This is a genomic window from Kitasatospora sp. NPDC030952 (genome assembly GCF_055571335.1).
Genome location: NZ_JBVIFM010000001.1, coordinates 1,028,703 through 1,050,436, shown reverse-complemented (window position 1 = coordinate 1,050,436; position 21,734 = coordinate 1,028,703). Strand labels below are relative to the sequence as shown.

Sequence of the window (21,734 nt, the reverse complement as noted above, 5' to 3'; positions counted from 1 at the left end):
TGAAGATGTCGCAATCCACACCTGGCCAGAAGGCCCTCACTCATTTCAAGATCACGCCGCCATGAACTCCGTCACCAACCTCCGTGGTCAGTACAACTAGGGCCGGGGGCGCCCGGCGGCGAGGGCCAGGCCCTACTCGTCGGCGGCGAGGGTCAGCCCGGCGAGCTTCACCGAGGCCAGCACCGTCGCCCCGACGGCGACCACCAGCAGCAGCGGGACGGCCACCCCGAGGGAGACGTCGGCGCCGATCGCGGAGTCCCCGGCCACCGCCTCGGCGACCGCCCGTCCCCACTGCTGGATGCTCAGCGTCCGGGCGCCCTCGACGAAGTTGCCGATCAGCGACTCCCAGATCAGCGCGTACGCCAGCCCGGCCACCACCGCGTGCCGGGTGACCACGCCGAGCAGCAGGAACAGCGCGCTGTACGCGGCCCCGGCGACCAGTACGGCGACGGTGTAGCCGAGCGCCACGCCGTCCTCGGTGCCGTACAGCAGCAGCCCGGCGAGCAGCGTCGGGACGGCGGCGAACACCCAGGTGGTGCCGATCGCGACGGTCAGCTTGGTGGTGATGATCTGCCGGCGCGGCAGCGGCTTGGCGAGCAGGTAGACGATCGAGCCGTCGTCGATCTCGGTGGCGATCACGCCGGTACCGATCACCAGGCCGAGGATCGGGACGAGGGTGCCGAGGTCCAGCTGGCCGAGGATCTTGACGGTCAGGCTGTGCGCGTCCCCGCTCGACCCGCTCGCGATGGCCGAGACGACCAGCAGCAGGGCGGGGGCCGCCAGGAGCAGGACGCCGCGGCGGCGGCCGAGCAGGCCGCGCAGGGTCAGCCTGGCGACGGTGGGGTTCATGGTCGGTCGGCCCCTTCCCGGGCAACGGTGGTGGTCATGCGGACACCAGGTAGGCGAAGACGCTCTCCAGCGACTCGTCCGCCGGGGAGACGGTGTACAGCCGGATGCCGGCCTCCCGGGCGACCCTGGGCAGCAGGGTGGTGAAGCCCTGGAAGTTCACCGCCTCGATCCGCAGTGCCCGCTCCCGGCCGTCCACCTCGATGCTGGTGGTCGAGCCGTCGGCGATCAGCGCGGCGGCGAGCCGGCGGTCGTCGCTGGAGCGGACCAGGTAGCGGTGCGGGCGGTCGGTCATCAGCCGCCGGATCCGCCGGAAGTCGCCCGAGGCGGCGTGCCGTCCGGCCACCACCACCTCGATGTGCCGGGCCAGTTGCTCGACCTCCTCCAGGATGTGGGAGGAGAACAGCACCGTCCGGCCGTCCGCGCCGAAGCGGCGCAGCAGCTCCATCAGCTGCAGCCGCTGGCGCGGGTCCATGCCGTTGAAGGGTTCGTCCAGCAGCAGCACGGCCGGGTCGTGGACCAGCGCCGAGGCCATCTTGACCCGCTGCTTCATGCCCTTGGAGTACGTCCCGGTGCGGCGGTCCTTGGCGTAGGTCATCTCGACCAGGTCCAGGGCCCGCCGGGCGGCGGCGCCGGGCTGGGGCAGGCCGTGGAGTTCGGCGTTGGCGAGGACGAACTCCCAGCCGGTCAGGTAGTCGTACATCGACTCCCGCTCGGGGACCAGGCCGATCTGCCGGTACACCTGCTGGTTGCGCCAGATCGGCGCGCCGTCCAGGGTGACCGCGCCGCTGGACGGGGCGAGGAAGCCGCTCATCATGTGGATGAGGGTGGACTTGCCCGCGCCGTTGGGCCCCAGCAGGCCGGTGATGCCGGGGCCGATCGACATCGTGATGTCGTTGACCGCGACCACGTTCCCGAACCAGCGGGAGACCTTGTCGATGGTGATGGTGGCCATGCCGCCCTCTCAGACGTCTCGCTAGGCACTGCGGTTGATCGGACGTGGTTGGACGTGGTTGATCGGACCCGGTCGATCAGACACGGCTGTAGCGGCGCAGCAGGAGCCGGTACGAGCCCGCCACCATCGCCACCGCGACCAGGGCGAACACCAGCGTGCCGAGCGCGCCCGGGGCGTGCCGGCGGTCGATGCCGTCACCGAGGTCGAACACCTCGTTGACCAGCGCCTCCACCAGGCCGTTCGGCGAGATCAGCGCCGTCCACTGGGCCGCGTCCGAGCCGCCCGGGCTCGGGCTGCTCATGCCCACCACCACCGCCGCGACCGTCGAACTCACCGCCAGGTAGCCCATGATGGCGGCCACCCCGAACCCCCGGCGCGGGGTGCTCGCGGCGATCACCAGCGCCACCGAGGTCGGCACCAGGGCGTACAGCACGGCCGCCGCCAGGCCGTACAGGAAGTGGCCGGTGTTGTGCCCGAAGTCCATCCCGGCGAGCAGCGCGCCGATGTACAGCACCAGCAACGGTGCTGCCATCAGCAGGAGTTGGGCGCAGGCCATGGCGGCGAACTTGGCCCGGACGTAGTCGGCGCGGGTGATCGGGCGGGAGAAGTAGAGCGGGACGGTGTGGTGCCGGAGGTCCCTCGAGAGCAGCACCGGCGCCTGGGAGGCGAGGAAGATCGACACCACCAGGCTGAGGCTGGAGAGGTAGCCGGCGTACTCGACCGGCAGTTCGTCCCGCTTCAGGTAGACCGCGGCCGCGACGAAGATCATCGCCGGGACGGTGACCACGCCCAGCAGCAGCATCGGCAGCACCTTGGACTTGCCGGAGCGGCCCAGTCCGTAGGTGGCGCGCAGGCTCTGGGTGAAGAGCGAGCGGGTCGCGTAGCCGCGGCCCAGGCGCGGGCCGGTGTAGCCGCGGTAGCCGATGTCGTGGATGACGCCGGTGTCGGCGGGCCTGGTGTCAGGAGGCTGCGGCATCGTCCTTACCTCCCCTGGTGCTGTCGGTGCCGTCGGTGTCGTCGGTGCCACCGGCGTCGTCGGTGCCGTCGGTGCCGTCGGTGCCACCGGTGCCGTCGGTGCCGTCGGTGCCGTCGTTGTCGTCGGTGAAGAGCTCGGCGACCCGGTGCCGACGCTGCTCCAACCGGACCAGGCCGAGGCCGAGTTCGGCGACCGTGTCGCGGATGGTGTCGTAGGTGTCCTCGCCGGCCAGCCGGACCAGCAGCAGGTGCGAGCCCTCCGCCTGGACCTCCAGCCCGCCGGCGGCGAGCCGCGCCCGGACCTCGGCGCCGGGCTCGGCGATCGCGTCCTCCGGGTGGTCGGTGACCTCGACCGCGAGGACGGCCGTCGCCTCGGTGAAGGAGGCGGTGGAGGAGGAGCGCAGCAGCTTGCCGCCGTCGATGACCACCAGGTGGTCGCAGGTGCGCTCCAGCTCGCCCAGCAGGTGGGTGGTGACCAGCACCGAGATCCCGAAGTCGGTGTGCACCCGGCGGATCAGGCCGAGCATCTCGTCCCGGCCGGCCGGGTCCAGGCCGTTGGTCGGCTCGTCCAGCAGCACCAGCTTGGGGTCGTGCACCAGCGCCTGGGCCAGCTTCACCCGCTGCTTCATGCCCGTCGAGTAGCCGCCCATCGGGCGGTAGCGCTCCTCGTACAGGCCGACGTGCCGCAGCGTGTCCGCGGTGCGCTCACGGGCGGCGGTGGCGGGCAGCCCGGCCATCCGCGCCATGTGCACCACGAACTCGGTCGCGGAGACGTCCGGCGGCAGGCAGTCGTGCTCGGGCATGTAGCCGACCCGCTCGCGGATCTCCGAGCCCCGGGTGGCGATGTCCAGGCCGAGCACCTCGCCGCGGCCGGACGTCGCCGGGGAGAGCCCGAGCAGGATCTTGATCAGGGTGGACTTGCCCGCCCCGTTGGCCCCGACCAGCCCGACGACCCCGGGCTGCACCTCGACGGTCAGCTGGTCGAGGGCGGTGACCCGGGGGAACCTCTTGCTGAGGCCCTCGGTCTTGATGACAGCAGTGGACACGCCCTCAACGTAACGGGCCGCTGCCACAAGGGCCATGAGCTGGAATGACGAGGCCGTCTAGTGCCCCGGTATGACACCGGGCCGGGCCACCCCTAGGGGGCGGCCCGGCCCGGTGTCACGTCCGCCGTCGGGTCAGGAGCTCGGACGCTCCCACATCTCGGTGACCTTGCCGGAGGCGTCGAACGCGACCTTGTAGACGCCGCTCGAACAGGGGTAGGAGCCCTTCTGGTTCCCCGGCGTGGCGATGCACTCGTTGATGTGCTTCGCCAGGTCGGCCGCGTTGACGTCCTTCGGCGCGGCGACGACCGACTTGAGGTGGCCCTTGACGGTGGGCGCGAACTGCGCGGTCTTGTCGGGGCCCACCGCCTCGTGGGCGACGTCGTCGACGCCACAGGCGTCCTTGGTCTCCTTGTAGACCAGGGCCGTCGCGCTGGTGCCCTTCTCCACATTGATCCACTTCTGCCCGGCGGGCAGCGGGTCGCTGGTGCAGAAGCCCTCCGGGCCGCCGTCGGTGGGCTTGCCGCTCGGCGCGGGCTTGGCGGTGCCGGTGGCCGGCGCGGTGGTGGGCGACGCGGCGCCTCCGCCGGCCGGCGCGGCGGTCGCGGTGGCGCCGCCGGCGCCCTGGTCGGACGTGTTGTCCGGGCCGCAGGCCGCGAGGCCCAGCGCGGCGGTGGCGACCAGAGCGGTGGCGAGCAGCCTCCTGGATGCAGACATGACGAAAGAACCCCCGTTTAACGCATGATCAGATAAAGGTGCGGCGGACAGACTAGCGCCTCCGGCCGACCCTCCCCGCAGCTCGGGCCCTGGTCGTCACTGATCGCCGAAAGCCGGCACCCGCGCCTACGGGTGGCCGGGGTGACGCGGCACGCGCCGCGCCCTGGTGAACTTCTGCCGTCCGGTGTCGCCGACGAGCTCGATGAGACGCTCCCCGAGCACGGAGACGCCGGGGCGGGGCTCCTGGGCGAAGTACCGGGGCTTGCGCCGGCGCAGCAGTTCCTCGCCGTGCTCGGCCCAGGTGAACCCGGGCTTCCGCAGCAGCTTGCGGAACACCGCGTCGACCGTCTCCGGGTGGGCGGCGGCCAGGCGGCGGACCGGCAGCGGCGCGATCGACTCCTCGCGCAGGTAGCTGCGCAGCAGGTCCTGATACGCCTTTCGGCCCGCGAGGACGGGGTCCGCGAACAGGTCCCGCAGCAGCCCGTAGTCGGCGTAGAAGTTGAGCCCGTCGACCTCGTCGTAGATGACGCCGACGGTGTCCGATTCCGCGAGGTACGGCGGCAGTTCGAAGGCCGGGAGGTCCGCGCCCGGACGCCGCCGGGGCCGGGGCCGCTCCGGGTGCTCGGCGGCGGCGGCCTCCTGCCGGTGCCGGTAGTAGGCGTTGAGCCGGTCCACGGCCTCGGCCGGTGACAGGACCAGCTCGTCGCCGCCGAAGAACGTGACGAACGCGTCCCGGTCCGCCCGCATCGACTCCCACCCCTGCGTGACCTTCTCCGGGTTGCGGAAGACCAGTTCTGGGTGGCCGACGGCCAACTGGACCGCGGCCTGGGCGATTTCGGCGGCGTTGGCCTTCGGGTAGGACGACATCGCCCCGGAGACCAGCCACGTCCCGTCGGCCGCGCGCAGCGGCACCAGGCAGGCGAGCAGGAACCCGCCCTTCGACACGGTGCGGAAGGCCGCCCGCCCGACGTTGGAGTACGTGCGGTACTCCAGATCGTCGACCAGGTTCAGCAGCAGAACGGCGTCCCCGTCCTTCCCCCGGACCTCGAAGACGCCCTCGACCGGGTCGCGCCAGCCGAGCAGCATCGCCCGGTCGTCTTCGCTCAAGTCCCGTCGGCCGGCCACGAACAGGTCCACCACGGTCGAGCCGCCCGGCAGGCGGTACCGGAGGATGAAGTCGTCGATGATCCGGATCGCCTCGCCCTCGTCCAGCAGCCGCTCTGGCCCCGCGGCCTCCAGCAGCAGGGGCGTCAGCCAGCGGTCGAAGCGCGCGCTCTGGGCGAACTCGACGAGTTCGCCCTTCAGTTCGGCACTGTGCTCGATCAGGCCACGCAGCGACTCCTCGCCCTCGCTCCGCACCGCGACAGTCATGAAAGCCCTCCCCGTCCTGCAGATTCCGACGCTCACCGCGCACCATGGCGCCGGTACGCCTCGTCGACCGGCCCGTCGAGTCGTCAACTACTGAGCGTGCCGACGGAACCACGCTAGCGGACCTGCCCCGGGTGCCGTCGCGCGAACAGTCCGGCACGCTGTCCACCGGGCCTCCGCTGCGGGCATGCTCCGCCGCCTCCCCCCTGTGGCGCGGCTGTGACAGTCGGCGTACGAAGCTGTGGATCTTCGCGGGATACAACTGGCACTGAAGGTCCACGAACAAGAGCGACATGGAACGGCAGGAACGCCCTGCCCTCCGGGGGGATACACACATGCGCACCGCATCACGCCTGATCGCCACCGCTGCCGTTGCCCTGACCGCCGGCCTCGCACTGACCGCCTGCGACGGCCCGGGCACCGACTCGTCCTCGGCGGCGGGCTCCGCATCGTCGACGGCGGGCTCCGTGACCTCGGCACCGGCCCCGGCCGCGTCCGGAAAGACGGCCCCGGCCGCGTCCGGGAAGACCGCCCCGGCGAGTTCGGGCGCGGGCGCGACCTCGGGCGGGTCGGGTTCGACGACGGGCAGCGGGTCCGGCGGTTCCGGCACCGCCGCGGGCAGCAAGCAGTGCACCCCCGCCGACGTGAAGCTCAGCGTGACCGGCCCCACGTCCCGCGCCTCCGAGCAGCAGCCCGCCCTGGCGGCCATCCACGCGGTCAACACCTCCGGGCACAGCTGCACCCTCGCCGGCTTCCCCGGCGTGCGACTCGCCGACGACCAGGGCAAGTCCTCCCCGATCGACGCCGTGCGTCACGAGGGTGGCCAGGTCACCCCGGTGACGCTGGCCCCGGGAGCCCAGGCCACCGCGGATCTGCTCTACGGCGACGTGAACGGCCAGGCCTCCGCCTCCGGCCGTTACGTGTGCGCGGTGACCGGCTCCAAGGTCTCGATCATCCTGCCGAACACCACCCAGCAGACGCAGGTGGCCGTGACCGGCGGCGTCGACAATGGCACCCTCAACGTCTGCGGCGACCTCAATGTCGACCCCTTCGCGAGCAGCCAGGGCTGACCGGGGCCGGAGAGACACGGCGCGCCTACGCCCCCTCCCGGGGAGGAACCTCCGCCCGGCTCCGCCCCGCGCCGCCCGGCTGCGCGGGGCGGCGCGGGGCTGCCGTTCAGGAGGAGAGGCGGTTCAGCGCCGCGGCGGCGATGCCTTCGACGTAGTTCGGGGCGCCGGTGGGCTGGCGGGTGAGCTCGACGACGGCGACCCTGGTGCCGCTGCGCAGGACCGCGACCCCGCCGCTGACGGTGCCGTCGCCGTTGTACGCCGGGTACCAGTGGGCGGTGCCGCCGGTGACGGTCAGGGTGTGGGCCGCGCCGTAGTACCAGTGGCCGGCGGGCTCGTCCCGGCAGTCCTCGACGAGCGCGACGAGCTGCTTCTCCCAGGTGTCGGCGGCGGTCCCGGTGGGGGCGCTCGCCACCGACTCGATCACTCGGCCGTCGGTGTCGAAGGTCCAGGTCACGGACGCGTACCCGGTGGCCGCGCCCTTGGTCAGGTCGCGCATCGTCTCCTCGCCGGAGCACGCGGACAGCCCCTGGCGTCCGGTCAGCGAAACGGTCGCGCCGACCGGGTTCAGGCCCTGCTGGAAGTAGTCCTCGCTCTGCACGAGGGCGGCGGAGCCGAGTCCGGGCGCGGCGGCCGCAGCCGGGTGGGCGGCCGTACCCAGGTGGGCGGCGGTGGCCGACTGGGCGGCGACCGCGGTGCGCTGCGCGGCGCCGTCGGCGGTGGCCGACTGGGTGCCGACGACGCTGACCGTGATCAGTGCGGCGGCGAAGCAGGCCGCGGCGGCGACCCGGTTGCGGCGAACGGACTTCTGCTGGACGGCCCGGTTCTCGGTCATCTGGTCCCCCTGCTGGTCGGGACGCCTGCTGCGTCCTCGTACAACCGGGGAGATGCCACCGGAGGAAGGAAAGTTGGAGCCCGGACCGGCTGTTTCACAGCTGTGACAGAGCGGCCCTGACGACGCGGTCCATCGCGGCCGTCCCCAGGCAGGCGTCGACCTCCAGCACTCCGTAGTGGCTGCCGTTGCGCAGCACGGCGATGCCGCCGCAGGGCTCCTTGCCCTCGGGCGCTCTGCCGGTGGTGTTGAGCGCTCCCGGGTAGAGGCCCATCCAACTCGCGGTGACGTCCGGGGCGAGTTGCAGCGTCGTGGTCTTTCCGTAGACCCAGTGCCCCGGCGTTTCCTCCTGGCAGGGCACCTCCTCCAGCAGCAGACGCTCGCTGAAGTTCTGCGCCAGGGAAGGGCTCCGCGCCTCGGCGGCGACCTCACGGGCGACCTGGCCGTCGCGGTCGGCGGCCACCGTGGGGTCGCCCGGGTCGGTGCCGGGGCTGGTCATCAGTCCGCGGAAGTGGGCACCGGGCCCGCCCAGGGTCTGACTGAGGGTCTTCTCTCCGGTGCAGGCCGCGTTGGCGTAGGCCCCGTCGCCGTACCGGTCGGTGACGTGGATCCGCCCGATATCGACGTCCTGGCCGAACGCCGCCGGTCCCAGCAGGTTCGCGGTCGTCAACGGCCCGGTCGCACCGGTCGGCGCGGCGGAGCCGGAGGCCGAGGACGCGGGCGTCGGGCCGGACACACCGGACACGCCGGGCGTCGCGGGAGCGGACGCGCCCTGGGACGCACCCTGGGACGCCCCGCCGACCGCGGCGCCCGACCGCGCCGCCGGGTGCGCGGTGGCGCCGGGGGGTGGTGGCAGGACGAACCGGCCGGTCGCCAGCCCGAGCGCGGCGGCTGCCACCAGGGCGGCGACGGCGTACCGGGGCCGGACGACGGCGTGGCCGCCGCCCGCAGCGGGACCGCCGTTCACAGATCGGTGACCAGGCGCTCACGCATGAAGCGGCGGGCCTGGTGGATGCGGTCCTTGACCGTGCCCAACGGGACGTCCAGCTCCTCGGCCACCTGGACGTAGGTCAGGTCGCCCAGGTCGCGCAGCACGAAGGCCTCCACCAGCGTGGGGTGCTGCTGCTCCAGCGCGGCCAGCGCCTCCATCAGGTCGAGCCTGGTCCCGGCGATGACGCTGGTGGTGCGCGGGTCGACGGACTCGGGGAGGTCGGCGTGGCTGTCCTCGGCGCGCCGGCGCATCGAGCGGTAGGTGGACCGGGCGGCGTTCGAGGCGATCACCGTCACCCAGCCCAGGAAGGAGCCGCGGCCGCCGTACTCGTGCAGGTGCGTGCTGACGGACAGCAACGCGTCCTGCGCCGCCTCCTCCGCGTCTGCGTGGTGGGGCAGGAAGCGCGAGCAGCGGCGCAGCACCACCGGCCGCAGCTTGGCCAGCAGGTACTCCCTCGACCCCGGGTCCCCCGCCTGGACAGCCGCCACGAGCCGTTCCAGCTCGCCTTCCTCGAACACCCGGATCCCCCCGTTCCGTCCCACCTGGCATCCCGCCCGTCGAACGGGAGTTCCGCGCTCCCCCCGCCTCCGGCAGAATGCTGCCACATGCGCAAGCTCGGCCGTTACCTCCTCCTGGAGCGGCTCGGAGCCGGCTCCTTCGCCACGGTCTGGAAGGCCTACGATCCGGAGCTCGACACCGAGGTCGCGGTGAAGGTGCTGGCCGAGAACTGGGCCGCCAACGCCGATGTGCGCGAGCGGTTCCTGGCGGAGGCGAGGCTGCTGCGCCGGATCGTCAGCCCGCGGGTGGTCCGGGTGCACGACGTCGGGGTGCAGGAGGACCGGCCCTACTTCGTCATGGACTACGTACGCGGCGGCACCCTGGCGGACCGGGTCGGCCAGTGCGACCCGCAGGAGGCGCTGAGGCTGGCCGCGGAGGCGGGCTACGCGGTCCAGGTCCTGCACGAGGCGGGCGTGGTGCACCGCGACGTCAAGCCGTCCAACCTGCTGCTCGCCGACGGCCCTGCGCCCGCCGCGGTGCTGGTGGCGGATCTGGGCAGCGCGAAGCAACTGGCCGACGCGTCCGGGCTGACGGTGACCACGGGCACGCCCGCGTACATGGCACCGGAACAGGCCTTCCAGACCGGCGGGTTGGACGGGCGGGCCGACGTGTACGCGCTGGCCGTCGTGGCCTACGAGCTGCTGACCGGGCAGAAGCCGTTCGGCCCGGGCGGACGCGCCACAGCCCTGATGACCGACCAGCCGACCGCCTCGACGCTGCCGGCGCTCCCCGCCGGAACGGAGCTCCCACCGAACCTCGTCCTGCTGCTACGGGCCGCGATGTCCGTCGAACCGGCAGACCGACCGCCGACCGCCCAGGCCTTCGCGGACGCGCTGCTGGCTCCGGCTCCGCAGTCCCAGCCCTCGGGAGGCCCACGGTGGCTGACCCCGCGCGCGGTCTGTCTGGCGTCGGGCACGGTGTTCACGGCGACGGCCCTGCTGAGCTGGCTGCAGCGTTGAATCCGCGTCGCCGATGACGACGGCCCACTCGCCGGGCCCACCGACCGTCCGCCGGCAGCGCCCCCGCTCAGAGGTCGGGCGCCGGCCGCCGACGGCTACCGTAGGGTCCTTGCCATGCGACTGAGCACCGTGATCCTCCCCATCCACCGGTGGAGCGAGGGGCAGAAGATCTGGCGGCGGGCCGAGGACCTCGGCTTCCACGCGGCGTACACCTACGACCACCTGAGCTGGCGGTCGTTCCGGGACGAGCCCTGGTTCGGGTCCGTACCGACGCTGACGGCGGCGGCCTGCGCGACCGACCGGCTCCGGCTGGGAACACTGGTGACCTCGCCGAACTTCCGGCACCCGGTGACGCTGGCGAAGGAGCTGATCACGCTGGACGACGTGTCCGGCGGGCGGGTCACGCTGGGGATCGGGGCCGGCGGGACGGGCTTCGACGCCACGGCGATGGGGCAGGAGGCGTGGTCGCCGAAGGAGCGGGCGGACCGGTTCGGGGAGTTCCTGCCGCTGCTGGACGAGCTGCTGCGGGAGAACGCCACGACCCGCGAGGGCACGTACTACTCGGCGGTCGAGGCGCGGAACATCCCCGGCTGCGTACAGACCCCGCGGGTGCCGTTCTACGTGGCCGCCACCGGCCCGCGCGGGCTGCGGCTGGCGGCCGAGCACGGGCAGGGCTGGGTGACGTACGGCGACCCGAAGGGCCCGGCGGACGTGCCGGTGGAGCAGGCGCCCGCGGTGATCGCCGCGCAGATCGCGAAGCTGACGGCCGCCTGCGAGGCGCAGGGCCGGGACGTGGCCTCGCTGGAGAAGGTGCTGCTCCAGGGCTCGACGGCGGAGAAGCCGCTGCAGTCACTGGACGCCTTCGTCGACTGGGCCGGGACGTACCGGGAGTTGGGGATCACCGAGCTGGTGATCCACTGGCCGGTGCCGGACTCGATCTTCGAGAACGACCTCGCCGTGTTCGAGCGGATCGCCACCGAGGGCCTCGCCCAGCTGGGCTGAGGCCGGGCGTCACGGGTGCGGGCGGGTGCGCTGGGCGGGGAGGGCGGTGGGCTGGGCCGGGAGGGCGGTGGGCTGGGCCGGGGTGCGGCGGGCGAGCTCGGCGAGGGTGTGGAAGAGGACCTCGCCGAGCAGGACCGGCTCGCGGGAGGCGGCCGGTGCGCCCGGGGGCTCGTGGGCCTCGGTGGAGTCCGGGGAGGGGAGGGTCGGGGGCGGCTCGTCACGGAGCTGGCGAGTGGGCATGGCTCTTCCTGCCGACGGCGGTGACCGGGGGGAGTCCTGCCCGCCGCGCCCGCAGCGACACCCCGGGCGGGCCCGGATCGGCCGGAAACGGCGCCCGAAGGGCCGGAACCCGACCGTACGGTCGGGGCCGCACGCCCCGGCCGCGCCGGTGACCGGGCGGCGGCGATGGGCGAAGATGGACCGGTGACCGAACCCCGCACCGCCCCCCGCCTCATCGCCACCGACCTGGACGGCACCCTGCTGTGCTCCGGCGGCACCGTCAGCGACCGCACCGCCGCCGCGCTGGCCGCGGCCGAGGCGGCCGGCGTGCAGGTGGTGTTCGTGACCGGCCGGCCGCCGCGCTGGATGCAGCAGGTGAGCCCGCACATCGGCGGTCACGGGGTCGCGATCTGCTCCAACGGCGGCGCGATCGTGGACGTGCGGCGCGGCGAGCTGATCGAGTACTTCCCGATGGCGGCGGAGACCTCGCTGGCCGTGGTCGAGACGCTGCGGGCCAAGCTGCCGGGCACCGCGTTCGCGTTCGAGTACGCGGACGGCTGGGCCCGCGAGCCCGGGTACGAGGTGCTGATGTGGGGCGACGACGAGGTCCGCGCGGTCGGCCCGGCCGAGGAGCTGCTGGCGGACGGCGGCCCGGTGCGCGGCCTGTTCAAGCTGCTGGCCAAGCACCCGGAGCTGGACCCGGACACCTTCCTCGCCGAGGCCCGTACGGCCGCCGGGCACCTGGCCGAGATCACCCGCTCCGCGCCGATCTCGCTGCTGGAGATCAGCGCGCCCGGCGTCACCAAGGCCAGCACGCTGGCCCGTTGGTGCGCCGAGCACGGGATCGACCGCGCCGAGGTGGTGGCCTTCGGCGACATGCCGAACGACCTGGAGATGCTGGCCTGGGCCGGCACCGCGTACGCGGTCGCCAACGCGCACCCGCAGGTGCTGGCGGCGGTGTCGCTGCACACCGTGAGCAACGAGGAGGACGGCGTCGCGGCGGTGCTGGAGGGGCTGCTTCGACTGCTCTAGCCGAAGCGGCCGTTGACGTAGTCGGAGGTCCGCTGGTCGCGCGGGTTGCCGAAGAGCTGCTCGGTCGGCCCGGCCTCGACGATCCGGCCCGGGGTGTCGTGGGTGGCCAGGAAGAACGCGCAGGTCTGGGAGACCCGCTGGGCCTGCTGCATGTTGTGGGTGACGATCACGATGGTGAGCCGCCCACGCAGTTCGGCGATGGTCTCCTCAACCCGGCGGGTGGAGGTCGGGTCGAGCGCGGAGCACGGCTCGTCCATCAGCAGGATGTCCGGCGAGACGGCCAACGACCTTGCGATGCACAGGCGTTGCTGCTGACCGCCGGAGAGGGCGCCGCCCGGGGTGTGCAGCCGGGTGGCCACCTCGTCCCAGAGTCCGGCCCGGCGCAGACTGCTCTCCACCAGGTGCCGGCGCTCCTCCTTGGACACCTTGATGCCGGCCAGCTTGAGCCCGCTGGAGACGTTGTCCTGGATGGACATCGCCGGGAACGGGTTGGGCCGCTGGAACACCATGCCGATCCGGCGCCGCACCTCGGCGGGGCGCCGCCCGGGCCGGTAGACGTCGTCCCCGTCCAGCAGCACCTCGCCGGCCAGGGCGGCGCCGCGCACCATCTCGTGCATCCGGTTGAGGATCCGCAGGTAGGTGGACTTGCCGCAGCCGGACGGGCCGATCAGCGCGGTGACCCCGCCGGCCGGCATCGCCAGCGAGACCCGCTCCAGCACCTTGCGGCTGCCGAACCAGGCGGAGACGTCCCGGGTCTCCAGCCCGGCCAGCACCCCGTCACCGGGGCCGGGGGCCGGGGGCACCGGCGGGAGGGTGAGGGTGTCGGCGGCGGCCGGGTCGACCGCCGCCTCGTGCGGCTGGTGCGTGGTGTCGGTCATCGGTACGGCCCTCCGGGCGCGCGTCAGTAGAGGTTGGGCAGCAGGGCGGCGGCGTTCTCGTAGACCGCCCAGAGCAGGGCGCCGACCACCGGCGCCGCGCTCAGGTAGGCGGTCGAGCGCCGCCAGTACCGGGCCAGCAGCAGCGCGCCGGCCACCGAGCCCAGCAGCGCGAGCGACCACAGCTGCAGCGTGGCCAGCGCGCCCTTGTCCGCGGCCAGCGCCTTGTCGTACGGGACGGTGGCCGGGCGGCCGCCGGGGTTCTGCTGCGGGTCGCCCTCCAGCCGGGCGCCGATCATCACGGTGGAGCCGGCGATCCAGTCGGAGTCGCCGGTGACCAGGACCAGCCGGTTGCGGACCGGGTCGGTGATCGGGTGGTCGCCGTCGCCGTACACGTTGACCACGTAGGTGGCCTTGCCCTGCCCGGTGGTGGTCTCGATCCGGTCGCCGACCCGGAGCCCGGACAGCTCCGCGAACGGCGCGCCGAAGGTGGCGCCCCGGCCGAACAGCACCGCCACCCCGCCCTGGCCGGGCAGCGCGGTGTCCCGGCGGTGGCCGGGGCCGCGCATCAGGTCCCGGCCGGTGGTGCCCTCGACCACCACGGCCTGGTGCAGGCCGATCGCCGGGATGTCCAGCAGCGCCACCGGGTCGCCGTCGGCGGCCGCGCCGGTCGGGGCGACGGCCCGGGCGAGCTGATCCTGGAAGGTCTTGTACGCCGTCGACTGGTAGTGCCGCTCCTGGACGTGCGAGAGCGTGAAGAGGTAGCCGACGAAGCCCAGCACCAGCGCGGCCAGCAGGCTGGCCGCCCAGGCGCCCTGGAGGAAGCGGCGCCGGGCGGGGCTGACGGCCGGGCGGGCCGCGGCCGGCCCGGCGGCCGGCGGGGCCTCGACCGGCCGGGGCGGGGCGGGTGGCTCCTCCAGGACGGGTTCCAGGACGGGTGCCGTCACGAGGCACCGCCCGAGCCCTTGCGCCGGCGCAGCAGCCGGCGGCCGAGCAGCGGCGGGACGAGGACGACGGCGAGCAGTTCCACGGCGGTGAGCGAGGAGAGCATCCAGTCCTCGGGCCGGCCGCTCACCTCGACCACGTTGGCCGCGACCTCGGTGGAGCCGCCCCGGCCGCGCGCGACCACCTGGCCGGTCTGCGGGTCGACGGTGTCGGCGGAGCCGTCGCCACCGTTCGGGTCGCCGGCCGCGGCGCCGCCGGCGTTCGGGTCGCCGCCGGCCGCGGCGCCGCCGGTCCCGCCCGCGTCGCCGTTGCCGCCCGCACCACCGGACCCGCTGCCGCCGTTGCCCTTGCCACCGTTGCCGTTGCCGTTGCCGCCGGAGCCGGCGGCCGCGCCACCGCCCGTACCGCCGGTGCCGCCCGCACCGGTCTTGACCGCCTTGCCGTCCTGCACGGTGCAGTCCAGCGGCGCGTCCTTGGCGTCGCAGGGGCTCGGCATCGGGGCGTTCTTGAGGACGGTCAGCTCGCCGGCCGAGTTGAAGGTCGGGTTGGCGCAGTTGGCCAGGGTGTCCGGGTTGACCGGGCTGGCGTTGCCGGGGATCGACTTGGTCTGCAGCAGCCCGCCCTTGACCAGGCCGCGCGGGATCGGCGAGTAGCCGAGGCCGTCGGCCTCGCCCTGGCCCTCGCAGAGGACGTAGGCGAGGAACTTGCTGAGCGCGGCGCCCTTGTCGTTGTTGAAGCGGGACGGCGGCGGGTCGGCCGCGCCGAGCCGGGGCACGATCACGTAGCTGTAGCTGGAGATCGGGTAGGCCCGCTTGTCGTCCATGGTGTAGACGCCGTCGAGGTTCTGCTGCAGGTAGTTCGGGTCGGTGGCCGGGGTGTTGTCGTCCACGCCGCGGATCTTGGCGGCGGTGAGCGCGACCGCCACGTTGGACGCGGTCGGCAGCGAGTAGTACCCGGCCTGGTTGAGCACCTTCACGACCGGCCAGTTGCTGAGCTTGGCGAAGGCGTACTCGTCGTAGCCGATGGTGCCGCGGCCGATGGAGGACTTGATGTAGCCGGCCACGACGTCCGAGCCGTTCTGGGCGGTCATCCGGCCGGACGGCGGGAAGAACTCGGTGTAGTCGCCGCAGGGCACCCCGTTGACGGAGGTGCAGTACGCGTCCCACTGGTCCTTGTGGGTGTGCTCCATCCACCGGGTGAACTGGGCGGTGGCGCCCGAGCCGTCCGAGCGGACCACCGGGGTGATCGGCTGGCTGGGCAGCTGCCGGCCGTAGTCGTTGGTGATCCGCTGGTCGTTCCAGTTGGTGATCTTGCTGGTGAAGATGTCCACGATGGTCTGCGGGGACAGCCGCAGATCACGGACCTGCTTCCCGCCGACCTCGAGGTTGTACATGAAGGTGGTGCCGCCCGCGGTGATCGGGATGTACGAGAAGCCGTAGGTCGGCTTCTCCGCGCTGCCCTGGTAGCCGCCCTTGCCCGCCGAGTTGACGCCCTGGTCCTGCCCGCTGCGGAAGGGCACGTCGGAGGCGGTGAAGTCGTCCTGGCCCTGGGCCCACGCGGTGCGCCCGGCGGCCGAACCGACCGGGTTGAAACTGATCTCGATGCCCTGCGGCCCGACGTCCTGGCGCCACTGGTCAAGGGCCGGGCCGGCCCAGCTGGAACCGTCCGCGCTCAGCGCGACGGTGGCCGCGAACGCCCGGGATCCGGGCCCGAGCATCGGCGCGGCCGCGAGCAGGAACAGCGACATCAGCAGGGCGAGCCCGCGGGCCACGGGACGGCTTGCGGCCTCCCAGGACATGGCGACTCCTCTGGTACGGAGGGTGGTTGGGTTGCTCATCAGCTGCTCCCGGGCAGGCTCGTGGCGGCGGCCGGCGCGACGGCCGCGGGCGTGCTGCGCGCCACCGCCGGGCGGACGGTGCCGGACGGCCGGACACCGGCCCGCACCGAGGCCTCGGCGCGCCGGGCCTCCCGGTCGATCCGCCGCCGCTGGCGCCGGGTCAGCTCACCCGGCTTGCGCCCGCCGAGCACGCGCGCGGTGACGAACAGGATCAGCACCAGGGCCATCAGGGCCAGACCGGCCGCGAAGGCCCGCGCGATCATCTCCGGGTGCGGCTGCTTGACGTAGTTCCAGATGTACAGCGGCAGCGACACCTGGTGGTCGTGGAACGGGTCGGCGTTGAACCCCGGGGTGAAGCCCGAGGTCAGCAGCACCGGGGAGGTCTCGCCGATGCCGCGCGCCATGCCGAGCACCACCGCCGTCACCAGGCCGGGCCGGGCGGTCGGCAGCACCACGTTCCACACGGTCCGCCACTGGCTGCCGCCGAGCGCGTACGAGGCCTCGCGAAGCGTGCCCGGCACCAGCCGGATGACCACCTCGGCGGCCCGGGTGACGATCGGCATCATCATCACGGTGAGTGCCAGCGAGGCCGCGAAGCCGCTCTTCTCGAAGCCGAAGGTGATGATGAAGACGCCGAGGATGAACAGCCCGGCCACGATGGACGGCAGCGCGGTCATCGCCTCGACCAGCGTGCGCACCGGCTTGGCCATCCGGCCGCCGACCTCGGACATGAAGACGGCCGCCCCGATGCCCAGCGGGACCGCGAACAGCGTTGCCAGGCCGAGCTGTTCGAGCGAGCCGACGATCGCGTTGAGCGCCCCGCCGGAGGTGATCGGCGAGAGCGCGGCGGTCCGCTCCATCGACTCGGTGAAGAAGTTGAGGTGGTGGGCCGCCTCCCAGCCACGGGTGGCGACGTAGCCGACCTGGTCGCCGATCAGCGCGACCACCAGCAGTCCGGAGCTCCAGGCCACCACCGACACCAGCCGATCGCGCACCATCGGCCCGCCCCACTGGAGCAGGCCGAGCGTGAAGTAGCCGGCCAGGAAGAGCAGGTACCAGCAGACCAGGAAGCCGAACACGCCGCTGAACGGCAGCACCCGCTCGTACAGCAGCCAGTCCAGCGCCATCGCGCCCACCAGCGCGCCCACCACGGTGAACACGTCCTCGGAGGTGACGCCGCCGAGCCGCAGCTTGGTCTCGGGGCGCGCCGGTCCGGCACCGGCGGGCCCGGCGGTACCGGTGGCGGGGGCGGTGACGGCGGTCGGCTCGGGCGCGGCGACCGGCGGGCGGTCGAGCGTGGTCATCGGGTCGTCCCTTCCAGGGGATGGGTCATGTCGGTGCTCCGTCTCAGTCCGCGGTGGCGGAACCGGACCGGGACCGGTTGATCACGAAGCCGGCCGCGACGTTGACCAGCAGGGTCAGGGCGAACAGCACCAGCCCGGCCGCCATCAGCGCGGAGAGCGAGAGCGTGTCCGACTCGCCGAAGCGCAGCGCGATGAGCGCCGAGATCGAGTTGGCGCCGTTCTCCAGGACGTGGGTGATGGTCTTGAAGCTCGGCGAGATGATCAGTGCGACGGCGATGGTCTCGCCCATCGCCCGGCCGAAGCCCAGCATCACCGCGCCGATCACGCCGCCCTTGCCGAACGGCAGCACCACCGCACGGACCATCCCCCAGCGGGTCGAGCCCAGCGCGTAGGCGCCTTCCCGCTCGCCCTGCGGGGCCTGGGAGAACACCTCGCGGCTGAGCGAGGTGATGATCGGGACGATCATCAGTGCGACCACCACGCCCGCGATGAAGGTGGACGAGGTGTAGGACGTGCTGATGTCGCCGGTGCGCACCTTCAGGAAGGGGATCGCGTCACCGAGGTGGTTGGAGAGCCAGCGGGTGAAGCCGATGATCCGCGGCTGCAGGAAGAACAGCCCCCACAGGCCGTAGATGATGCTGGGGATCGCCGCCATCAGGTCGACCAGCGAGACCAGCGCCGCACGCAGCCGGACGGGCGCGTACTCGGAGATGAAGATCGCGGTGCCGAGCGCGACCGGGACGGCGATCACCAGCGCGATCAGGGCGATCAGCAGGCCGTTCGGGAGGACGGCGGCGATGCCGAAGTTGTGCGCGGCGGTCTGCCACTTCTGCTCGGTCAGGAAGGACCAGCCGACCTCGCGGAGCGCGTCGGTGCCCCGCAGGATCAGGAAGAACGCGATCAGCCCCATGATCGCGAAGACCGAGAGGCCGGCCATCCGCAGTACCCCGCGGAACACCCGGTCGCCGGGGGTCGCGGGGGCGGTGACGGTCCGCGGGACGTCCCGGCCGGGACCGCCGTCCGGACCGCGCTCGACCTGACCTGGTGCCCCGCTGGGTGCTGCCGCGGGCTCGGCGGCGGATGTCATGGTCTGCTCTCCGTGCTCGGCTGCGGGGGGTGTACGGATCCGGTGCGCATCCATTCGGCCAGTCCGAGGTGGCCGGATCGGGTCGACCGCATGTACGAGGGCCCAACGCGGCGACTCCGTAGTGGAGTTGGGAACTCCAGAACAGCGGCGATCGCAGGTGGTTGACAGGATCGCGATCGGACATCGCGCACAAGTCGCTTGTGCGGCAAGTGATTTGGGCATTCCCGGGCGGCCCGGAACGGTGGCCGGAATCGACCAGGGTGATCAACGCGCGTTGATCCACGATGAGTTGGCGGATGCGAGCACGACTCGGCGGGGCCGGAACGGCGGCCCCGCCGAGTCGCGCCTCAGTGCGGCGCCATCACACGGTCACCTCAGGGACGACGCCGCACCCGCGACCAGCCCTGCCGCACCCCGGCCATCATCCGCTCCCCCGCGGGCGTCCCACCGAGGAACAGTGCCGCCGGACCGCCGACCAGCAGCACCAGGCCGCCGACCAGCGCGACCGGCAGCAGCAGCCGGGCGGCGCCGGAGCGGTCCGCGGCCGGGGTCCCCGCCGCGACCGGCGCGGCGGACAGCGACTTGCCGGGAGCGCTCGGCGTGGCACCGGGCTTGGCGGCCGCGGCCGCCTGGGCACCACCGGCGCCGCCCGCAGCGACCGCGGCGCCGCCGGACGAGCCGTCGGCCGGGCCCCCGGTCGAGGAACCCCCGGCGCCGGACGACCCGTTGCCGTCGCCGGCCTGGGTGACGGAGGCCGATCCGGTGCCGCCGGCCGAGCCACTCCCCTGGGCCGCACCGTCGTCGCCGGGTGCCGGCGGGTTCGGCGGCGCCGCCTGGTTGCCGGGCAGCTTGCCGTCCTGGGCCTCCAGGTGGCCGATGGCGTCCGTCGCCTGGTCGCGCTGGGCGTTCGTCAGGGCCAGGAACCCGGCCGGCAGATGGCCGGGCTCGTGGCCGTAGACCTGGCCGGAGGTGGTCACGGTGCGCATGAACTTGGTCATCGCGGTCACCTTGTCCGCCGGCACCCCCTTGGTCGCCAGCATCGCGTAGTCCACGGTGGTCAGCGGGTAGGCCTTCTGGTCCCGGGAGAACGCGGAGTCCGACGCACCGTACGGGAGGGACTGCACTCCGGTCGCCGGGTCGACGGTCATGTCCGCGACGCCGGCCTGCAGGCCGGGGGCGTCGGGAGAGACGAAGTTCCCGGCCGGGTTGAGCAGTTGGGCCTCGGGGAGCGCGTACGCCTTCGCCTGGCCGGAGTCCATGATCGCGAAGACGGTCCGCTGTCCGACCGGCTTGGGCGGGCAGGCGTCGTGGGAGCCGTCCGACTTCGTGTCCACGTTGATGCAGGTGGACTGGTTCCACAGCACCTTGCGCACCACGTCCTTGATCCCGGTCGACACCGGGTTCCACTCGTACTGCTTCCAGTGGCGGTAGGCGTCGGTCGTTCCGTCGGCGGGCCCGCTGTTGTCCTGTCGCAGGAACGCGTCGACCGGGTAGCCGGAGAAGGCCGGGCGCTCGTAGAAGGTGTCCACGTGCATGCCCCAGGGATCGGGCTCGCCGTCCAGGAACCGCACCGCGTCGGGGTCGGAGGCGATCCATGAGGTGAGCTGGTAGGTCAGGTCCGAGATCCCGGAGTACACGGTGGGCGTCGCGTAGGGGGAGCTGCAGCCCACCGGCCAGCTGCCCTTGCCGCTGTCGGGCGGCGGGTTCAGCTTCTGGAACTCGGGGTCGTCGAAGACGCAGATCGGGTTGCCCTTCACCGAGTCGATCGTGCCCGGAGCGCCGTAGGACTGGGTGAGCATCTTCGCCACCAGCCGCGCGTTCAGCTTCATGCTCCTGATCTGCCGGAACGACTTCGGGTCGTCGACGACGAACACCACGGAGATCCCCGACGACGCGATCGGCGCGTAGACGTACGGCCGCGGCGGCGGCGACTGGGTGTCCGGCCTCGATCCCAGTGCCATGTCCTTGGTGCCCGCGAAGAACTCCGACCGCGCCTGGAGGTCGCCGTTCGCCGAGCCGTAGGACACCAGCATCGGATCGCTGCTCTGGCACAGCCCGTTCTGCCACTGGTCCATCGCCCGCTTGACCGGTTCGAGGCCCGCGGCCGAGAAGGCCGGCCCGTGGCTCGGGCACGAGGACGGCGTGGGCGAGAAGTTCAGCGGTACGACCGCCGCCCGCTCCCAGGCGCACTGCTCGGCCGTCGCGAAGCCCGTGGCCTGGTTGGGCATGCCCTTGAGCTTGGCGTCGGAGGCCAGGTCCAGACCGTCGTCGCCGTCGAACCTGTGGTCCTGACAGTTGACGGCTCCGGTTTTCGACTTCCAGCCCACGCTGTTGCCGCCGTAGTTGGGCTCGACGACGATCGAACAGGCGTGCTTGTCGTCGCAGCCCAGGGTCGGGCTCTGGACCGCCGTGAGGAGCTCGATGTCGGCGCCCCCGGAGCCGTCCTGGCCCGTCACCGCGAGCACGTGGTTGGACGGGAAGTCGGGGAACGTCGTCCCCGGAGCGGGCTGCTTCTGCTGGAAGCCCTTGTCCTGATCGGCGTTGTACAGGGTGCTGCCGTAACAGTCGGTGATCTTGGGCTTCTCGCCCCGGCACTGGTACACGCGCACCTGGTAGTGCGCCCGGATGTCGTTGGTGTCCGGGCCGCGGTCCCAGAAGCCGTCGTCCGCCGCGGTGGGCGTGAACCCCTGCCAGCTGACGTGGACCACCTGGTTGACCAGGTCCTTGGTCTGGTCGACCGTGACGCTCCCGTACGTGGTCCCGTCCGTGCCGGAGTCGGGAAGGTAGACCAGCGGCCCCCGCACCGTGGTGGCGGAGCCGTCCGCAGCGGCCGGCGTCACGGCCCCCAGGCCGATCGGCGCGACGCCGATCGCCACCACCACCGACCACACCAACGCGATCGCCGGTACCCGGCGGCGCCACCACCCCGGGGGTCTGCGGTCGGGCAGTCGGACTCTCATGGCGGGCACCTCCGTGCGGTTGCGCGCCGCCGGAACGCGACGCAAGGGGGATCGGGCTGCGAGCGGCCAACGGTTCCGGTACACGTCCATTCGGCCAGCCGCAGGTGGCCGAATCCGGTCGCCCGTGTGTACAGGGCCACAACGCGGCACCTCCGTAGCGGA

At 72.8% G+C, this 21,734-nt stretch carries 20 protein-coding genes; 4 read left to right on the top strand and 16 right to left on the bottom strand.

What is annotated here, in order from left to right:
* Positions 1-132 precede the first annotated feature (132 nt).
* From ACZ47G_RS04860 to ACZ47G_RS04835, 6 genes are all read right to left on the bottom strand, one after another.
* On the bottom strand, positions 133-849 hold the full coding sequence (locus ACZ47G_RS04860) for an ABC transporter permease (RefSeq protein WP_380452582.1): 717 nt from the start codon (positions 847-849) through the stop codon (positions 133-135).
* Between the two features lie 34 nt (positions 850-883).
* A complete protein-coding gene (locus ACZ47G_RS04855) occupies positions 884-1,801 on the bottom strand; it encodes an ABC transporter ATP-binding protein (protein ID WP_465740001.1) in 918 nt (305 codons plus the stop codon).
* Positions 1,802-1,877: 76 nt separating this feature from the next.
* Entirely contained in the window at positions 1,878-2,777 is a 900-nt protein-coding gene (locus tag ACZ47G_RS04850) for an ABC transporter permease (RefSeq protein WP_465740000.1), read from the bottom strand.
* On the bottom strand, positions 2,761-3,858 hold the full coding sequence (locus tag ACZ47G_RS04845; RefSeq protein WP_465739999.1) for an ABC transporter ATP-binding protein: 1,098 nt from the start codon (positions 3,856-3,858) through the stop codon (positions 2,761-2,763). The genes ACZ47G_RS04850 and ACZ47G_RS04845 overlap by 17 nt, the downstream gene beginning before the upstream one ends.
* Before the next feature lie 96 nt (positions 3,859-3,954).
* A complete protein-coding gene (locus ACZ47G_RS04840; protein WP_465739998.1) occupies positions 3,955-4,536 on the bottom strand; it encodes a hypothetical protein in 582 nt (193 codons plus the stop codon).
* 126 nt (positions 4,537-4,662) lie between these two features.
* Positions 4,663-5,907, bottom strand: a complete 1,245-nt coding sequence (locus ACZ47G_RS04835) for a hypothetical protein (protein WP_465739997.1) — start codon at positions 5,905-5,907, stop codon at positions 4,663-4,665.
* Between the two features lie 332 nt (positions 5,908-6,239).
* Between ACZ47G_RS04835 and ACZ47G_RS04830 the strand changes: the two genes are divergently transcribed.
* Complete coding sequence (locus ACZ47G_RS04830) at positions 6,240-6,974, top strand: DUF4232 domain-containing protein (RefSeq protein WP_465739996.1); 735 nt, start codon at positions 6,240-6,242, stop codon at positions 6,972-6,974.
* Between the two features lie 106 nt (positions 6,975-7,080).
* Here ACZ47G_RS04830 and ACZ47G_RS04825 read toward each other — a convergent pair whose 3' ends face one another.
* The 3 genes from ACZ47G_RS04825 to ACZ47G_RS04815 form a co-directional block, all read right to left on the bottom strand.
* The gene (locus ACZ47G_RS04825) at positions 7,081-7,806 is read right to left on the bottom strand and encodes a hypothetical protein (protein WP_465739995.1); all 726 of its coding nucleotides are present in this window, start codon (positions 7,804-7,806) and stop codon (positions 7,081-7,083) included.
* Between the two features lie 94 nt (positions 7,807-7,900).
* Positions 7,901-8,770, bottom strand: coding sequence for a hypothetical protein (locus ACZ47G_RS04820; RefSeq protein WP_465739994.1), 870 nt, complete (start codon positions 8,768-8,770; stop codon positions 7,901-7,903).
* Positions 8,767-9,336 carry an RNA polymerase sigma factor gene (locus ACZ47G_RS04815; protein WP_465739993.1) on the bottom strand — a complete coding sequence of 190 codons (570 nt, stop codon included), beginning with the start codon at positions 9,334-9,336 and terminating at the stop codon, positions 8,767-8,769. Before ACZ47G_RS04815 ends, ACZ47G_RS04820 begins: the two co-directional genes overlap by 4 nt.
* Before the next feature lie 63 nt (positions 9,337-9,399).
* Between ACZ47G_RS04815 and ACZ47G_RS04810 the strand changes: the two genes are divergently transcribed.
* On the top strand, positions 9,400-10,311 hold the full coding sequence (locus ACZ47G_RS04810) for a serine/threonine-protein kinase (protein ID WP_465739992.1): 912 nt from the start codon (positions 9,400-9,402) through the stop codon (positions 10,309-10,311).
* A gap of 114 nt (positions 10,312-10,425) precedes the next feature.
* Positions 10,426-11,313 (top strand): LLM class flavin-dependent oxidoreductase, encoded by an 888-nt coding sequence (locus ACZ47G_RS04805; protein WP_465739991.1) that lies wholly within the window; start codon positions 10,426-10,428, stop codon positions 11,311-11,313.
* 9 nt (positions 11,314-11,322) lie between these two features.
* Here the strand turns inward: ACZ47G_RS04805 and ACZ47G_RS04800 are convergent, their stop codons facing one another.
* On the bottom strand, positions 11,323-11,553 hold the full coding sequence (locus tag ACZ47G_RS04800) for a hypothetical protein (RefSeq protein ID WP_465739990.1): 231 nt from the start codon (positions 11,551-11,553) through the stop codon (positions 11,323-11,325).
* A gap of 165 nt (positions 11,554-11,718) precedes the next feature.
* Here ACZ47G_RS04800 and ACZ47G_RS04795 point away from each other — a divergent pair, with 165 nt between their 5' ends.
* On the top strand, positions 11,719-12,564 hold the full coding sequence (locus ACZ47G_RS04795) for an HAD family hydrolase (RefSeq protein WP_465739989.1): 846 nt from the start codon (positions 11,719-11,721) through the stop codon (positions 12,562-12,564).
* Here the strand turns inward: ACZ47G_RS04795 and ACZ47G_RS04790 are convergent.
* From ACZ47G_RS04790 to ACZ47G_RS04765, 6 genes are all read right to left on the bottom strand, one after another.
* Positions 12,561-13,337 (bottom strand): phosphate ABC transporter ATP-binding protein, encoded by a 777-nt coding sequence (locus ACZ47G_RS04790; RefSeq protein WP_465740036.1) that lies wholly within the window; start codon positions 13,335-13,337, stop codon positions 12,561-12,563. The two genes, ACZ47G_RS04795 and ACZ47G_RS04790, sit on opposite strands and share 4 nt — an antisense overlap.
* A gap of 128 nt (positions 13,338-13,465) precedes the next feature.
* Positions 13,466-14,386 (bottom strand): sortase, encoded by a 921-nt coding sequence (locus tag ACZ47G_RS04785; protein WP_465739988.1) that lies wholly within the window; start codon positions 14,384-14,386, stop codon positions 13,466-13,468.
* On the bottom strand, positions 14,383-16,221 hold the full coding sequence (locus ACZ47G_RS04780; protein WP_465739987.1) for a substrate-binding domain-containing protein: 1,839 nt from the start codon (positions 16,219-16,221) through the stop codon (positions 14,383-14,385). The genes ACZ47G_RS04785 and ACZ47G_RS04780 overlap by 4 nt, the downstream gene beginning before the upstream one ends.
* The gene (gene pstA, locus ACZ47G_RS04775; protein ID WP_465739986.1) at positions 16,221-17,525 is read right to left on the bottom strand and encodes a phosphate ABC transporter permease PstA; all 1,305 of its coding nucleotides are present in this window, start codon (positions 17,523-17,525) and stop codon (positions 16,221-16,223) included. Before pstA ends, ACZ47G_RS04780 begins: the two co-directional genes overlap by 1 nt.
* A 43-nt stretch (positions 17,526-17,568) precedes the next feature.
* Entirely contained in the window at positions 17,569-18,612 is a 1,044-nt protein-coding gene (gene pstC, locus ACZ47G_RS04770) for a phosphate ABC transporter permease subunit PstC (RefSeq protein ID WP_465739985.1), read from the bottom strand.
* A 374-nt stretch (positions 18,613-18,986) separates the two neighbouring features.
* Positions 18,987-21,572: a hypothetical protein gene (locus ACZ47G_RS04765; RefSeq protein ID WP_465739984.1), complete on the bottom strand. Its 2,586-nt coding sequence runs from the start codon at positions 21,570-21,572 to the stop codon at positions 18,987-18,989.
* Positions 21,573-21,734 lie beyond the last annotated feature (162 nt).

Excerpts from the sequence above, each read along its gene's own strand:
- pstA (WP_465739986.1), bottom strand. The coding sequence starts at position 17,525 with ATGACCACGCTCGACCGCCCGCCGGTCGCCGCGCCCGAGCCGACCGCC.
- ACZ47G_RS04805 (WP_465739991.1), top strand. The coding sequence starts at position 10,426 with ATGCGACTGAGCACCGTGATCCTCCCCATCCACCGGTGGAGCGAGGGG.
- ACZ47G_RS04830 (WP_465739996.1), top strand. The coding sequence starts at position 6,240 with ATGCGCACCGCATCACGCCTGATCGCCACCGCTGCCGTTGCCCTGACC.
- ACZ47G_RS04765 (WP_465739984.1), bottom strand. The coding sequence starts at position 21,572 with ATGAGAGTCCGACTGCCCGACCGCAGACCCCCGGGGTGGTGGCGCCGC.
- ACZ47G_RS04835 (WP_465739997.1), bottom strand. The coding sequence starts at position 5,907 with ATGACTGTCGCGGTGCGGAGCGAGGGCGAGGAGTCGCTGCGTGGCCTG.
- ACZ47G_RS04800 (WP_465739990.1), bottom strand. The coding sequence starts at position 11,553 with ATGCCCACTCGCCAGCTCCGTGACGAGCCGCCCCCGACCCTCCCCTCC.
- ACZ47G_RS04840 (WP_465739998.1), bottom strand. The coding sequence starts at position 4,536 with ATGTCTGCATCCAGGAGGCTGCTCGCCACCGCTCTGGTCGCCACCGCC.
- pstC (WP_465739985.1), bottom strand. The coding sequence starts at position 18,612 with ATGACATCCGCCGCCGAGCCCGCGGCAGCACCCAGCGGGGCACCAGGT.
- ACZ47G_RS04825 (WP_465739995.1), bottom strand. The coding sequence starts at position 7,806 with ATGACCGAGAACCGGGCCGTCCAGCAGAAGTCCGTTCGCCGCAACCGG.
- ACZ47G_RS04845 (WP_465739999.1), bottom strand. The coding sequence starts at position 3,858 with ATGGCCCTTGTGGCAGCGGCCCGTTACGTTGAGGGCGTGTCCACTGCT.
- ACZ47G_RS04810 (WP_465739992.1), top strand. The coding sequence starts at position 9,400 with ATGCGCAAGCTCGGCCGTTACCTCCTCCTGGAGCGGCTCGGAGCCGGC.
- ACZ47G_RS04795 (WP_465739989.1), top strand. The coding sequence starts at position 11,719 with ATGGGCGAAGATGGACCGGTGACCGAACCCCGCACCGCCCCCCGCCTC.
- ACZ47G_RS04860 (WP_380452582.1), bottom strand. The coding sequence starts at position 849 with ATGAACCCCACCGTCGCCAGGCTGACCCTGCGCGGCCTGCTCGGCCGC.
- ACZ47G_RS04780 (WP_465739987.1), bottom strand. The coding sequence starts at position 16,221 with ATGAGCAACCCAACCACCCTCCGTACCAGAGGAGTCGCCATGTCCTGG.
- ACZ47G_RS04855 (WP_465740001.1), bottom strand. The coding sequence starts at position 1,801 with ATGGCCACCATCACCATCGACAAGGTCTCCCGCTGGTTCGGGAACGTG.
- ACZ47G_RS04850 (WP_465740000.1), bottom strand. The coding sequence starts at position 2,777 with ATGCCGCAGCCTCCTGACACCAGGCCCGCCGACACCGGCGTCATCCAC.